Source organism: Microvirga solisilvae, assembly GCF_022808595.1.
GTDB classification, from domain to species: Bacteria; Pseudomonadota; Alphaproteobacteria; order Rhizobiales; family Beijerinckiaceae; genus Microvirga; species Microvirga solisilvae.
The window spans coordinates 57719-68687 of sequence record NZ_JAKUCN010000010.1; the positions used below are offsets into that span (position 1 = coordinate 57719).

Consider the following 10969-nt stretch of genomic DNA (forward strand, 5'->3'; position numbering starts at 1 on the left):
CCTGAGCTCATGATTTCACAGGAAGAGCATCCGTCAGGGGCAATTTCAGGTTTCAGTCAATCACGAGAGCGGCAATGCAATTACCGAGTCTAACCTGAACCGGCTTATTGTCGCATCATGTCGTTCTCTGAATATTGCGGCTGCATCATTCTTATTTATGCGATGCCATAGACAGTCGAGAGACTTGCGGAAAGCCCCTCAAGACTCAGGCGACGCTCAATAAGACGCCTGTAAACATGCTAACTTCTTAAATATAATCATCCATACCTTCCGATTTCCAACGCGTCTGATGCCGCCATTATTCACGTTTCTAAGGAGCAAGTCTTGGCCATTATTTGGCCACGGATGCCAAAGCTGAGACGGCCTCTTATCTTCGTCATCTTTTTCATGGATTTTTTTGCAAAGGTTCCCACCTCCCCTTCGGAACCATCGAATTTGCGAGCGGTTGTTCAAGCACGAACATCATTGATCAAGGAGGCATAAGATGGCGCCAAGTAGTTCCACTTCTAAGCGCGGTTTCGCGTCCATGGATTCGGATCGCCAACGCGAAATTGCAAGCAAAGGCGGCAAGAGTGTTCCCGCAGAGAAGCGTTCTTTCTCGCAGGATCGAGAACTCGCCTCCGAAGCCGGCCGCAAGGGCGGACAGGCCTCAGGCAATACTCGCGGCAATCAGGAATAATCGGGCATTCCCCGATTTGGGAAAAGGGGCCGTTCGACGGCCCCTTTCTTCTGTCTGGTAGAGAGAGAAGTATCAGAAGCTGAAATGCCGCTCCGGCCCGTTGAAGGCCTCGACAATGGCATCCATCGAACCACCCCTGATCCCAGTCACAGCCCGGAATTCCAACAAATCGGGCACTGGGAAGACGATAGTGCCGAGTTCCATCTGCCGCCCTAGTTCCCCAGCCAGGGCCGACAGAAGATCGAGCGGTGAGATGCAGAGGATAGCGGAGGCTTCTCGTGCTACCTCTATGTCGTTCCGGCGCGTCGCCCCGACCAGGGCCATCAGGCAATATTCATCGAGGCTCCCTTGCCGGGACCGCAGCGGCCGATGGCCGAAAGCCCTTCCCCGTTGCCGCGTGAGAGCAAAGGCCAGAAGCAGCACATCCGACACGATGCCCTTGGCCGCGGTTGGAGCCACATAGGAAGACAAGCTTTGCTCAGGACCATCCAGGAGAGCGAGATCATATTGATCGTCGAGGCTTCCGATCGAGCGGAACACATCGATGACCGGCACGGCACTGGGATGGAAAAGAACGGCAACGGGATCGTGCGCAATCGGGATTAAGGATAGTTCGGTCATCAATCAAACAAACCTGAAATGATAGGAACTCTTACAGATTCCGTTGAACGGGAGCGCTGACGCCACGCGACCAAGCCTGCACTACCAGATGCCGCCGCAGCATCAGAGGGCATGTCACCTCGTCCTGCTGGCAGGTCGAGACGATCCCACTCAGCATCCAAGCCATATTCTGCTTCTCATGCGGCGAAGAACTCGAAGCGAGCCGCGAAAACTCGTCCGGCAACTCCTCCTGGCACAGGGCCGCATCCAATTCGTTCGTGGCAGTCATCGTCGCCTCCGCATCATTCTTGGCTTGGCAACGTGCCCAGAACGGCCCGGTTCCTCCACTTGGGGAAACTTCGTCCACATCTACCCAGGAAACGCTTTCGAATTTCGATGAAAATATTTTGGAACCCCCTCCTGCGCTGGGCGTTATGTCAGCAACCGGTTCGAATGCCCCCTTGAGCCGGCACCTTACAGGGCGCAGTCATTCGTGGCTGCGCCTTTTGTTTTGGCTATCCCCTCTTGCCCATGAAAAACGGCGCCCCGGCAGAACCGGGACGCCGCAGATCGGCAGATAAAGTGTGCCTCTTACTGCTTGGGAGCAGTCGTCGTGGTGCCGGTCGTGCCGGCATTAGAACGATTTGCGTTGTCATCGCCGTTCTGCCTGAAAGCGGGAGCCGCCTGCAGTTCAGCCTTGGTCATGCGAAGAACCACACGCTCCGGCTGATTATCCGAAGCCGAGGCGGCGGTGTTGCCAGCCGACATGTTCGTGGAACCGGCGGTCGTATTGCCTGTGGCAGTCGAGCCGGTGGTCGTTACATTGCTATTGCTGTTGCCGCTATTGCTGCGATCCATGGCATTCGCCTGCTGGGCAGTGGCAAATTCCAGGGAGTTGAACGGAACGGCCACGTCCTTTTCGCCGATACCAAGGAAGCCGCCGACGCCAACTACGGCGGCCATGACCTGACCGTTGCGATCCACGATAACATCGTTGATGTCACCGATGGATTCATTGTTCGTGCTGACGACGCGGGTGCCGATGAGATCGGAAGCCATCATCTGGCCCTGCTGCATCTGGGTCATGAACTGGCCCTGAGTACCGCCGCTCTGGCTCATAGTCGTCGAACTTGAGGAAGAACCCATCGACGGAGCGCTGGAAGCACCGGGCTGCATGGCTGGCGAACCCGAGGTAGCGGCCCCCGAGCCCGATGCCGTCGGGCGGTCGGTGGGAGCGGAAGGCGAGGTTTGAGCGAGGGCGGGCGCAGCCGCGAAAGCCGTCACGACAAGGCAAGCCGCCATATGCTTCTTCAGCATCGGATTTTCTCCTTCATGTCTTTAGAATCGCGAAGTGCGCCAAATCGCGCTGAGATTAAACGCGCCAAACAATTGGACGTTCCAGTTTTTCAGGCCACTTCATAGATTAGTGATGATGCGCTTAAAAAATACATCTAGGATGAATACTTATTCATATACGCTCAAACGAGCACTCCAATCATGGATTAGACACATCACACTAAGCATAAACCTATAGCCCTCTCATCAACTCTGAGACGTGAGGCACTCTCTACGAAACAGAATGCCCTAAAGAAGCAAGACACATGCTCGGCATCCTGCCTTTGGCGGCACTTGCCAAGGGGCTGACGTCGTCAAGACAACCTACCGGGGGCTGGCGCTTGATCTTCCGCGGCTCCTCACTGCCTTCGCGCGTAATCACGGGAGGATGCTGAACGGCAGGGCTGTAGGCATCTTCCTTCACCGTCAGGACAGGAAGCTCCGTATTCTTGGAGATCGTCGTCACGCCAGAGCCCGGATCAGCCCGGTAGAGGACCTCGCCATTGCTGTCCCGAAGGATGACTGTGGCGCGGGAAAGACCGACGATCTCGACGATGGAAATGCTGGCCGGATGCTCGGCCGGCTTCGAAACTGCCAGACGGTCCCCTTTGGATGCGATACGATCCTGCAGCAAAGCATTCTTGAAGGCCTGGGAAAGCTGCGAAGCATCAATCCCCGAATCCGCGAAAGCGATGCCCCCGGCAAGCAGGGCGGCCCCGGTCAAAACACACAATCTGGTGGCACTGAGGAGCATCGCCGCCTCCTGGATCCTAGCTGAACCATTCGAGACAACAACGCGACCCTATCTGTGAGGTTCCTGGCCTCCCACGAGAGGATATTCCAAGAAAAAAGGTGGGAACCTTTATTTTCCAAGCGGCGTTCTAAAAGCACCGGCCTCCTGGTCCTCCCCGCATTCCCCTTGTGCATTGGCCGGCACCTTTAGACGGGCTTCGAGAGCCCGTCTTTTTTTATGCCGATTACGATGTGACAAAAGAAAAGCCCGGCTCGAAAGCCGGGCGATTACTTAGCCATATTGGATTAGTTGACTAGGCTGTCGATGTGCATCACGCCGTGGCAGCGCGTGCCTCGCGGCGCTTGGCGCTCTGTTGGAAGAACAGGGCTTGGCTGATCACGGCCGAGACGTTGGCCGGCTGGAACGGCTTGGCGATGAGGAAGGCCGGCTCGGGCCGCTCACCGGTGAGGAAGCGCTCCGGATAGGCGGTGATGAAGATCACCGGTACCTCGAAAGACTTCAGCAGGTCATTGACCGCGTCGAGACCCGAGCTGCCGTCGGCAAGCTGGATGTCGGCCAGGATCAGGCCGGGCTGCTTCGTGGTAGCGAGCTTCACGGCCTCGGTGCGCGTACGGGCGACACCCGTCACGTTGTGGCCGAGACCTTCAACAAGCGCCTCGAGATCCATGGCGATGAGCGGCTCGTCCTCAATGATGAGGATGTCGGTGGCCATGTCAGCCGCCAACTCACGGCCAGCTTCGTCCACGAGCTCGCGCACCGTCTTGGCGTCGACGTCGAGAATCTGGCCGACCTCCTCCTCCCCGAAGCCTTCAAGGCAGGAGAGCAGGAATGCTTGGCGCGGCAGCGGAGTGATCTGCCCGAGGCGAACTTCCGCCGGCAGATCGCGCTGGATCTGCTCGCTGCGTCCGTTGACGGAAAGCGAATTCCAAATGCGCGTGAAAACCTGGAAAAGCTCGACCTTGACGTTGCCGGAGGGCCCAATGGTCTCGGGCTCGCTCACGAGCGTCTCAAGGGTTGCAGCCACATAGGCGTCGCCAGCCATCTGGCTGCCTGTAAGTGCGCGTGCGTAGCGGCGAAGATACGGTAAGTGCTGGACGACAAGCTGAGCTGTCGACATTCGCTTCCCCTTATATGTGCTTATGACTCGTTGTACCGATGGTCCGTTCAACGCGGCAAAGCTGCAAAAGTTCCATGCTGGAACCGTGTCTAACCACAAGCGTTATTGCTCGAAAATGAGTATAGAGCTACTGCCAAGGTTGGCTATCCCTTAATAATAGCTGGGATGGCAAGGGGAATCAGATGACAGGTGATAAGGGGAACAAGCTGCCTCGGGCGCTCCCGAGAACGTCTCTCGACGGCACGCTTGGAACCAGGGCCAAACTCGACGATGGCAGTCAGAAGCGAATCGGCGATCAATTGCGCGCCATGTACGATGAATTGATGCAGCAGCCGGTCCCGGACCGTTTCAAGGATCTGCTGGATCAGCTCGACAAGAAGAAGGCAGGGTCGCAATGACCCAGGAGCCTGACCTGAGAGAGGCCTTGCTTGCCGCAGTCCCAGGCCTTCGCGCCTTCGCCATCTCTCTCGCGGGTCAGGTCGACAGGGCAGATGACCTTGTCCAAGATACTCTCCTCCGGGCTCTATCAAATCTCCATCGCTTCGAGAGAGGCACGAACCTGAACGCCTGGCTCTTTACGATCCTGCGCAATCTCTTTCATTCCGAGTATCGCAAGCGCCGCCGCGAGGTCGAGGACCCGGATGGCGTATTTGCTGGTCGCCTGAAGGTGCATCCCGAACAAGGCTCGCATTTGGATTTCGAGGATTTCCGCTCTGCCCTCTTCGAGCTTCCCTCGGACCAGCGCGAGGCCCTGCTTCTGGTCGGTGCATCCGGCTTCTCCTACGAGGAAGCTGCCAGCATCTGTGGCTGCGCTGTCGGCACCATCAAAAGCCGGGTGAACCGTGCTCGGATCCGCCTTGCAGCCATGCTTAATGTGGAGGACGTGGACGATCTGGGCCCCGATACCATGACCCGCGCCGCCCTGCAGGGCTGACACCCTCATGAAAAACGCCGCCCGAAGGCGGCGTTTTCGATTCATCCGGGATAGCCCCGTCACATGGGGCTACGTCCGCGCAGAAGACCGATCACGGCCGAGATGGCGAAGAGCACGATCGCAACAAAGAAGATCAGCTTTGCGATCTCGACAGCGGTGCCGGCGATGCCGCCGAAACCGAACAGAGCCGCGACCAGCGCGATAATGAGAAAAGTGACAGCCCAACCGAGCATGGTGTTACCTCGCTTAGATTAATGATCAGCCCGAAGCTGATGACGCTCAATCAACGCGAAGCGCGACTGTGAGGTTCCGCCAGAAAAAGTTAAGCCTGCTGTTCTTAGGTCTGCGGTGTAAGTATTTCACGGGCTCATGAGCAGTATGGAACTCCGCTCTTCCAGGTACGTTTTTCAGAACACTTGGGAGATATGTCGATGACCCGTTCCGTTGCCCTACGTGCATTTTTTCTCTTCACGATTTTGTCTATTCTCGCGGCTGCCACAGGTATGGCATCGCATTCCGATATTGCCGAAGCCATGTTCGTGATCGCTGCGTCCCTGTCGGCGGTCCTGCTGTTCTTCGCCATGACGGTTCAGACTCCGGCTCCTATTCCCGTGCGTGTGCAGCGTCGTCGCTAAGCATCTTCGGCTTTCGAAAAAGGCGGCTCACTGAGCCGCCTTTTTTGCTGTCACGACTCCGTCGCGTCACCACCATTCGGATGCAGGACTGATCCGGTGATGTAGGAGGAATCTTCGCAGGCCAGAAAGAGGAAAGACGGCGCGACCTCGTTCGGTTGGCCTGGGCGCTTGAGGGGCGTATTCGCACCGAAGCTCTTCACCTTCTCAGCCGGGAATGTCGAAGGGATCAGCGGTGTCCAGATGGGCCCCGGCGCGACGCCGTTCACGCGAATGCCCTGCTCCGCGAGCTTCTGCGCCAGCGACCGTGTGAAGGTGACGATAGCTCCCTTCGTGGCACTGTAATCCAGGAGGTCCGCACTACCGCGATAGGCCGTCACCGATGTGGTGTTGATGATTGCTGCGCCCCTCTTCAAATGCGGCATCGCTGCCTGCGTCATATAGAAATAGCCGAAGATATTGGTGCGGAAGGTGCGCTCGATCTGCTCAGGTGTAATCTCGCCAACATCCTTCTTCGGATGCTGCTCGGCAGCATTGTTCACCAGCACATCGAGCTTGCCGAATTGCTGGATCACCTGATCCACGACCTTACCGCAGAAAGCAGGGTCGCCCACATCGCCCGCGATAATCAGGCACTTGCGCCCTTCCCTCTCCACAAGCTGTTTCGTGGCCTGCGCATCCTCACTCTCGTCGAGATAGACGATGGCCACATCCGCGCCTTCGCGCGCGAAGAGGACTGATACGGCGCGACCGATGCCGCTATCGCCGCCTGTGATGAGTACCGTCTTTCCCTGCAACCGATTGCTGCCGGGATAGCGCGGTTCGTAATCGGGCCTCGGATTCATCTCGGTCTCGTGACCAGGCTGCTTGTCTTGAACCTGAGGAGGAAGAGTCTGCTGTTGTTCAGAGCTCATGGCATCGTCCCTTGTTGGAAGGAGAGATGCGGGCTCATCGTGCTCTTCGAAAAAGAGAAGCCCGCGTTGAGGGCTCAACGCGGGCTTCGGATGCGTGTTCCTGAACGCGCCTTACACGTGCGGCGGCTCGGCCGTCCGGGACGGGCCCATGTTCAGCACGTGATAGAGGATGATCGCGCCGAAGGTCGCGGTGCCGATGCCGTCGAGGGTGAAGCCCGCGACGTTCAGCTTGAAATTGCCGGCGCCCAGGATCAGGGCGACCGCCACGGTGATGAGGTTACGCGGGTTCGAGAAGTCGACCCGGTTCTCAACCCAGATTCGTCCGGCGGTGGCGGCGATGAGGCCGAACACCACGATGGAGAGGCCGCCGAGCACCGGACCCGGAATGGTGCCGATGAAGGCGCCGAATTTCGGCGAGAGGCCCAGCAACAGTGCGAAGGCGGCGGCGATTACGAAGACCAGTGTCGAGTAGATGCGGGTCACGGCCATCACGCCCATGTTCTCGGCGTAAGTCGTCATACCCGTGCCGCCGGCGGAGCCGGACAGCATCGTGGCGATGCCGTCGCCCATGAAGGCGCGCCCGAGATAGGGATCGAGGTTGCGGCCCGTCATGGCGCCGATGGCCTTGATATGCCCGAGGTTCTCGGCAACCAGGATGATCGCAACGGGAGCGATCAGGCTCATGGCCCTCATGTCGAAGACAGGAGCCTGGAAGGACGGCAGGCCGAACCAGGCGGCCTGGCCGATCTTCGAGAAGTCGATGGGCGTTCCATAGCCCATGAGGTTCGCGAAGATGTAGTAGATGAGGTAGCCGAGCGCACCACCGATCAACACCGGCAAGCGACGCCACATGCCCGGCGCATAGACCGCGATGAGGCCGACCGACAGCACTGTTGCGAGAGCAATCCAGCGAGCAAAGTCGGAGCCGTTGGCATTGTCAGGCGTGACACCCGAGGCGCTGTTGATCGCGATCGGCGCGAGCACAAGGCCGATGGCGGCGACGATGGCACCGGTCACCACCGGCGGCATGAGACGCTCGATCCAGCGGTGGCCCGCCAGCTGGACGATAAAGCCAATGAGGAAATAGAGCGCGCCGGCCGCGATGATGCCGCCGAGTGCCAGGGGAAGGTTCGGGTTCGGGGCGCCGACCGCAGCGCCGGTCGCGACAAGGACCGGGCCGATGAAGGCGAAGCTCGAGCCGAGATAGCTCGGCACCCGACCGCCGACCACGAAGAAGAATATCAGGGTCGCGAGGCCGGAAAACAGGATAGAGACGTTAGGGTCGAAGCCCATCAGGATCGGTGCCAGCACCGTGGCGCCGAACATGGCGACCACATGCTGCAGGCCTACGACGACCATTTGGCCCGTCGGCAGCCTTTCATCGGGCATGATGGTGCCTTCGTTCTTCAAGGTCCATCGCGGCAGGAAACTATCGGTCATTTGTGACTCCCCCAGATAATGACGCTTGAGACGGCACCCTAGAGCCATGGGGAGAGGAAAAGCTAGCGCCCTCCAAGACTTATTAACTGCTGCAAAGGCCTCTTTCCTGGACAGGGACCCAAGAGGCCGTCACATCATTTCCCTCCGTGAGAAACGAGGATCGGAAATGCGCAAGGATCAGAACCTTCCTGAAGGCGTGGTGCATAGCCTCCGGATCGAGAGCAAATGCCTGAAGGGCAATCTTCTCGGGGATCCGCATCATCGGCGGATCGATGTCTATGTGCCGGCAGGCCATGACGGGCGAGACCTGCCCCTCCTCGTGGATCTTGTGGGCTACACCGCAGGCGGTCCCGCTCATACCAACTGGAAGAACTATGGCGAGAATGTTCCCGAGCGACTCGACCGTCTCATCGGAACAGGGGCCATGCCGCCGGTGGTGGTGGCCTTCCCCGACTGCTTCACGCGTCTCGGAGGCAACCAGTATATCGACAGCGCCGCGATGGGCCCGTGGGAGACCTTCCTGATCTCCGAGATGCTGCCCTTCGTGGAGGAGCGCTTCGGTTGCGGCGGCAATGGACGCCGCGGCGTCTTCGGCAAGAGCTCGGGCGGTTACGGCTCCCTGGTCCATGCCCTGCGCCATGGCGGCTCGGTCTGGTCGGCGGCGGCTTCCCATTCAGGCGATGTGGGCTTTGAGTATCTCTACCATCTCGGCGAGTTCGCCGGCGCATTGCGGCACTTGGCCGGTCACGGCATGTCCATCGACACGTTCTTGAACAAGTTCGAGCAGGGGCCGAAGGCGAAGGACCAGGACTGGCACGTACTGATGATCCTGGCACAAGCCGCGAGCTTCGATCCAGATCCCAGTCATTTCTGCGGCATCCGGCTTCCCGTCGATCTCCATACCTGTGAGGTGATCGAAGAGCGTTGGGCCAATTGGTTGCGTTGGGATCCCTTACGCATGGCAGAAGATCCCAAGATGCAGGCCAATCTCAAGAAGCTGAAGGCCTTCTACATCGATTGCGGCGATGTCGATCAGTACAACATGATCTATGGCTCGCGGCAATTGCATCGAAAGCTCGAAGCGGCAGGCATCGCACACACCTACGAGGAGTTTCCCGACAATCACTCCTCCGTGGATTACCGCATGGATGTGAGCCTGCCGCTCCTCGCGCGAGCATTGGCCTGAGAGACTTACGCTCCGCCCGGCTCATCCTCGGTCGGCAATTCGCAATTGTTGTGAATATGCGTGGCGGCATGAGCGGCATGGCTCATGCCGACCACGATCTGATCGAGGCCACGCACGATGTCGCCTGCCGCGTACAGCCCTTTCACGCTTGTCTGACAATGACTGTCGACAATCAGGCTGCCTGAGGAATCACAATCCGCGCCCAGGGACAATGCGAGATCGGAACGGTATTTGAGCCCCAACGCCGAATAGAGCACGTCGAAGCGATGCTCCTTGCCGCCGAAATGCAGAGCGGCAATCCGGTCATTCTCCATGTCGAGGGATTCGACGGGCGTCTCGACCATCTTGATGCCATGCTCGTCGAGCCTCCCCCGCTGCTCGGCATTCAACTCCAGAGGCTGACCCAATGTGAGCAGGGTAACATCGCGAGAATATGTGCGCGCAATGAACACCGCCTCACCGAGGCCATGAGCTCCATAGGCGATGACGGCGATTTTCTGATCGCGGGATTCATAGCCGTCGCAGATGGGGCAATAGCGCACCAAGCCCCGCTGCACGGCATGGGGTACATTTGGCAAGTCGGGTTCGACGTCGACAGCGCCGGTCGCGAGCACAATGCGCCTTGCTGTGATCTGATCCGCACTGCCATCATCGTATTCGACCATTGCGATGAAGCGATCCGGCTGCTTGTGCAGACCCGTGACTCTCCCAGGAATGATGCACTTGCCATATTGCTCGAGATTGGCGCGTGCGCGTGACAGGAGATCCGGTCCGGAAATGCCATCAGCGAACATCGGAATATTGTGGCTCGTCGGGATCCACGCGGCCCGGGGCGTTCCGCTATCGACAATGAGAAAACGGCGCTTGAAGCGCGCCAGATAGAGTCCCGTCGTCAATCCCGCCGGTCCGCCGCCGACGATCAGGCAATCGAGTATGTCTTTTCTGGCTCCCATCCCGCCTTTCCCCTGCCGGTATCCTGAGCAGGCACAACTCGCGAAATCGGAAAAAGATCACTAAGCCTCTTGATCGGGCTGCGGCAGCACCGAACCTTTTGGAAGGCATGGTGCGAAGTCGAGCCTCCTCATGAAAAGGCTCCGGCGTTTTGCCGCCGGAGCCATCAAGGGTGACTTTCGCCTCATCTCAGGCGGGAGGAAGGGAGCTTTGTCGAGCCCCCTTCCTTTTGGTTAGAAGATCACGAAGTCGGTGTTGCTGAGCGTCGGGAACGCCCCGCCCACCTTGCTCAGCTTGGCAAACAGGCGCGTCGCGCCGCCGTTGCCGTCCGGATCGAAGTACAGGAAGCCCGTCGACGTGTCGTAGATGATCCGGTCGTCCGCATCCACCGACGTCGTCCGACCCGCTCCCGACACGAACGCGCCCG

At 58.8% G+C, this 10969-nt stretch carries 14 protein-coding genes and 1 pseudogene; 5 read left to right on the top strand and 10 right to left on the bottom strand.

Going from position 1 to position 10969, the window contains the following annotated elements:
- The first annotated feature begins 484 nt into the window (after window positions 1-484).
- On the top strand, window positions 485-679 hold the full coding sequence (locus tag MJ639_RS16770) for a con-10 family general stress protein (RefSeq protein WP_047192288.1): 195 nt from the start codon (window positions 485-487) through the stop codon (window positions 677-679).
- A gap of 72 nt (window positions 680-751) precedes the next feature.
- Here the strand turns inward: MJ639_RS16770 and MJ639_RS16775 are convergent, their stop codons facing one another.
- From MJ639_RS16775 to MJ639_RS16795, 5 genes are all read right to left on the bottom strand, one after another.
- The gene (locus tag MJ639_RS16775; protein WP_243375277.1) at window positions 752-1300 is read right to left on the bottom strand and encodes a hypothetical protein; all 549 of its coding nucleotides are present in this window, start codon (window positions 1298-1300) and stop codon (window positions 752-754) included.
- Between the two features lie 31 nt (window positions 1301-1331).
- Window positions 1332-1568 carry a hypothetical protein gene (locus MJ639_RS16780; protein ID WP_243375280.1) on the bottom strand — a complete coding sequence of 79 codons (237 nt, stop codon included), beginning with the start codon at window positions 1566-1568 and terminating at the stop codon, window positions 1332-1334.
- A gap of 302 nt (window positions 1569-1870) precedes the next feature.
- The gene (locus MJ639_RS16785; RefSeq protein ID WP_243375284.1) at window positions 1871-2596 is read right to left on the bottom strand and encodes a PRC-barrel domain-containing protein; all 726 of its coding nucleotides are present in this window, start codon (window positions 2594-2596) and stop codon (window positions 1871-1873) included.
- 250 nt (window positions 2597-2846) lie between these two features.
- Window positions 2847-3368 carry a hypothetical protein gene (locus tag MJ639_RS16790; protein WP_243375287.1) on the bottom strand — a complete coding sequence of 174 codons (522 nt, stop codon included), beginning with the start codon at window positions 3366-3368 and terminating at the stop codon, window positions 2847-2849.
- 310 nt (window positions 3369-3678) lie between these two features.
- On the bottom strand, window positions 3679-4485 hold the full coding sequence (locus MJ639_RS16795) for a response regulator (RefSeq protein WP_243375290.1): 807 nt from the start codon (window positions 4483-4485) through the stop codon (window positions 3679-3681).
- Window positions 4486-4667: 182 nt separating this feature from the next.
- Here MJ639_RS16795 and MJ639_RS16800 point away from each other — a divergent pair, with 182 nt between their 5' ends.
- Both MJ639_RS16800 and MJ639_RS16805 read left to right on the top strand, forming a co-directional pair.
- Window positions 4668-4883, top strand: a complete 216-nt coding sequence (locus MJ639_RS16800; protein WP_243375293.1) for a NepR family anti-sigma factor — start codon at window positions 4668-4670, stop codon at window positions 4881-4883.
- A complete protein-coding gene (locus MJ639_RS16805; protein WP_243375296.1) occupies window positions 4880-5419 on the top strand; it encodes a sigma-70 family RNA polymerase sigma factor in 540 nt (179 codons plus the stop codon). The genes MJ639_RS16800 and MJ639_RS16805 overlap by 4 nt, the downstream gene beginning before the upstream one ends.
- A 59-nt stretch (window positions 5420-5478) precedes the next feature.
- On the opposite strand, the gene MJ639_RS16810 is transcribed toward MJ639_RS16805, so the two are convergent.
- Window positions 5479-5652, bottom strand: a complete 174-nt coding sequence (locus MJ639_RS16810; RefSeq protein WP_009494036.1) for a DUF1328 domain-containing protein — start codon at window positions 5650-5652, stop codon at window positions 5479-5481.
- 198 nt (window positions 5653-5850) lie between these two features.
- Here MJ639_RS16810 and MJ639_RS16815 point away from each other — a divergent pair, with 198 nt between their 5' ends.
- Window positions 5851-6054, top strand: coding sequence for a hypothetical protein (locus tag MJ639_RS16815; RefSeq protein WP_243375298.1), 204 nt, complete (start codon window positions 5851-5853; stop codon window positions 6052-6054).
- Between the two features lie 50 nt (window positions 6055-6104).
- Here the strand turns inward: MJ639_RS16815 and MJ639_RS16820 are convergent, their stop codons facing one another.
- Both MJ639_RS16820 and MJ639_RS16825 read right to left on the bottom strand, forming a co-directional pair.
- On the bottom strand, window positions 6105-6965 hold the full coding sequence (locus tag MJ639_RS16820; RefSeq protein WP_243375301.1) for an SDR family oxidoreductase: 861 nt from the start codon (window positions 6963-6965) through the stop codon (window positions 6105-6107).
- A gap of 111 nt (window positions 6966-7076) precedes the next feature.
- The gene (locus tag MJ639_RS16825; protein WP_243375304.1) at window positions 7077-8405 is read right to left on the bottom strand and encodes a solute carrier family 23 protein; all 1329 of its coding nucleotides are present in this window, start codon (window positions 8403-8405) and stop codon (window positions 7077-7079) included.
- A 166-nt stretch (window positions 8406-8571) separates the two neighbouring features.
- Between MJ639_RS16825 and MJ639_RS16830 the strand changes: the two genes are divergently transcribed.
- Entirely contained in the window at window positions 8572-9591 is a 1020-nt protein-coding gene (locus tag MJ639_RS16830; protein ID WP_243375307.1) for an alpha/beta hydrolase, read from the top strand.
- A 5-nt stretch (window positions 9592-9596) separates the two neighbouring features.
- Here MJ639_RS16830 and MJ639_RS16835 read toward each other — a convergent pair whose 3' ends face one another.
- A complete protein-coding gene (locus tag MJ639_RS16835) occupies window positions 9597-10544 on the bottom strand; it encodes an NAD(P)/FAD-dependent oxidoreductase (RefSeq protein WP_243375311.1) in 948 nt (315 codons plus the stop codon).
- Window positions 10545-10775: 231 nt separating this feature from the next.
- A pseudogene (locus MJ639_RS16840) lies at window positions 10776-10969 on the bottom strand (calcium-binding protein); the annotation flags it as partial.

What these genes read in the sequence shown, in the direction of transcription:
- MJ639_RS16785 (WP_243375284.1), bottom strand. Translation starts at nt 2,596, where the DNA reads ATGCTGAAGAAGCATATGGCGGCTTGCCTTGTCGTGACGGCTTTCGCG.
- MJ639_RS16780 (WP_243375280.1), bottom strand. Translation starts at nt 1,568, where the DNA reads ATGACTGCCACGAACGAATTGGATGCGGCCCTGTGCCAGGAGGAGTTG.
- MJ639_RS16775 (WP_243375277.1), bottom strand. Translation starts at nt 1,300, where the DNA reads ATGACCGAACTATCCTTAATCCCGATTGCGCACGATCCCGTTGCCGTT.
- MJ639_RS16825 (WP_243375304.1), bottom strand. Translation starts at nt 8,405, where the DNA reads ATGACCGATAGTTTCCTGCCGCGATGGACCTTGAAGAACGAAGGCACC.
- MJ639_RS16820 (WP_243375301.1), bottom strand. Translation starts at nt 6,965, where the DNA reads ATGAGCTCTGAACAACAGCAGACTCTTCCTCCTCAGGTTCAAGACAAG.
- MJ639_RS16800 (WP_243375293.1), top strand. Translation starts at nt 4,668, where the DNA reads ATGACAGGTGATAAGGGGAACAAGCTGCCTCGGGCGCTCCCGAGAACG.
- MJ639_RS16805 (WP_243375296.1), top strand. Translation starts at nt 4,880, where the DNA reads ATGACCCAGGAGCCTGACCTGAGAGAGGCCTTGCTTGCCGCAGTCCCA.
- MJ639_RS16830 (WP_243375307.1), top strand. Translation starts at nt 8,572, where the DNA reads ATGCGCAAGGATCAGAACCTTCCTGAAGGCGTGGTGCATAGCCTCCGG.
- MJ639_RS16835 (WP_243375311.1), bottom strand. Translation starts at nt 10,544, where the DNA reads ATGGGAGCCAGAAAAGACATACTCGATTGCCTGATCGTCGGCGGCGGA.
- MJ639_RS16815 (WP_243375298.1), top strand. Translation starts at nt 5,851, where the DNA reads ATGACCCGTTCCGTTGCCCTACGTGCATTTTTTCTCTTCACGATTTTG.
- MJ639_RS16795 (WP_243375290.1), bottom strand. Translation starts at nt 4,485, where the DNA reads ATGTCGACAGCTCAGCTTGTCGTCCAGCACTTACCGTATCTTCGCCGC.
- MJ639_RS16770 (WP_047192288.1), top strand. Translation starts at nt 485, where the DNA reads ATGGCGCCAAGTAGTTCCACTTCTAAGCGCGGTTTCGCGTCCATGGAT.
- MJ639_RS16810 (WP_009494036.1), bottom strand. Translation starts at nt 5,652, where the DNA reads ATGCTCGGTTGGGCTGTCACTTTTCTCATTATCGCGCTGGTCGCGGCT.
- MJ639_RS16790 (WP_243375287.1), bottom strand. Translation starts at nt 3,368, where the DNA reads ATGCTCCTCAGTGCCACCAGATTGTGTGTTTTGACCGGGGCCGCCCTG.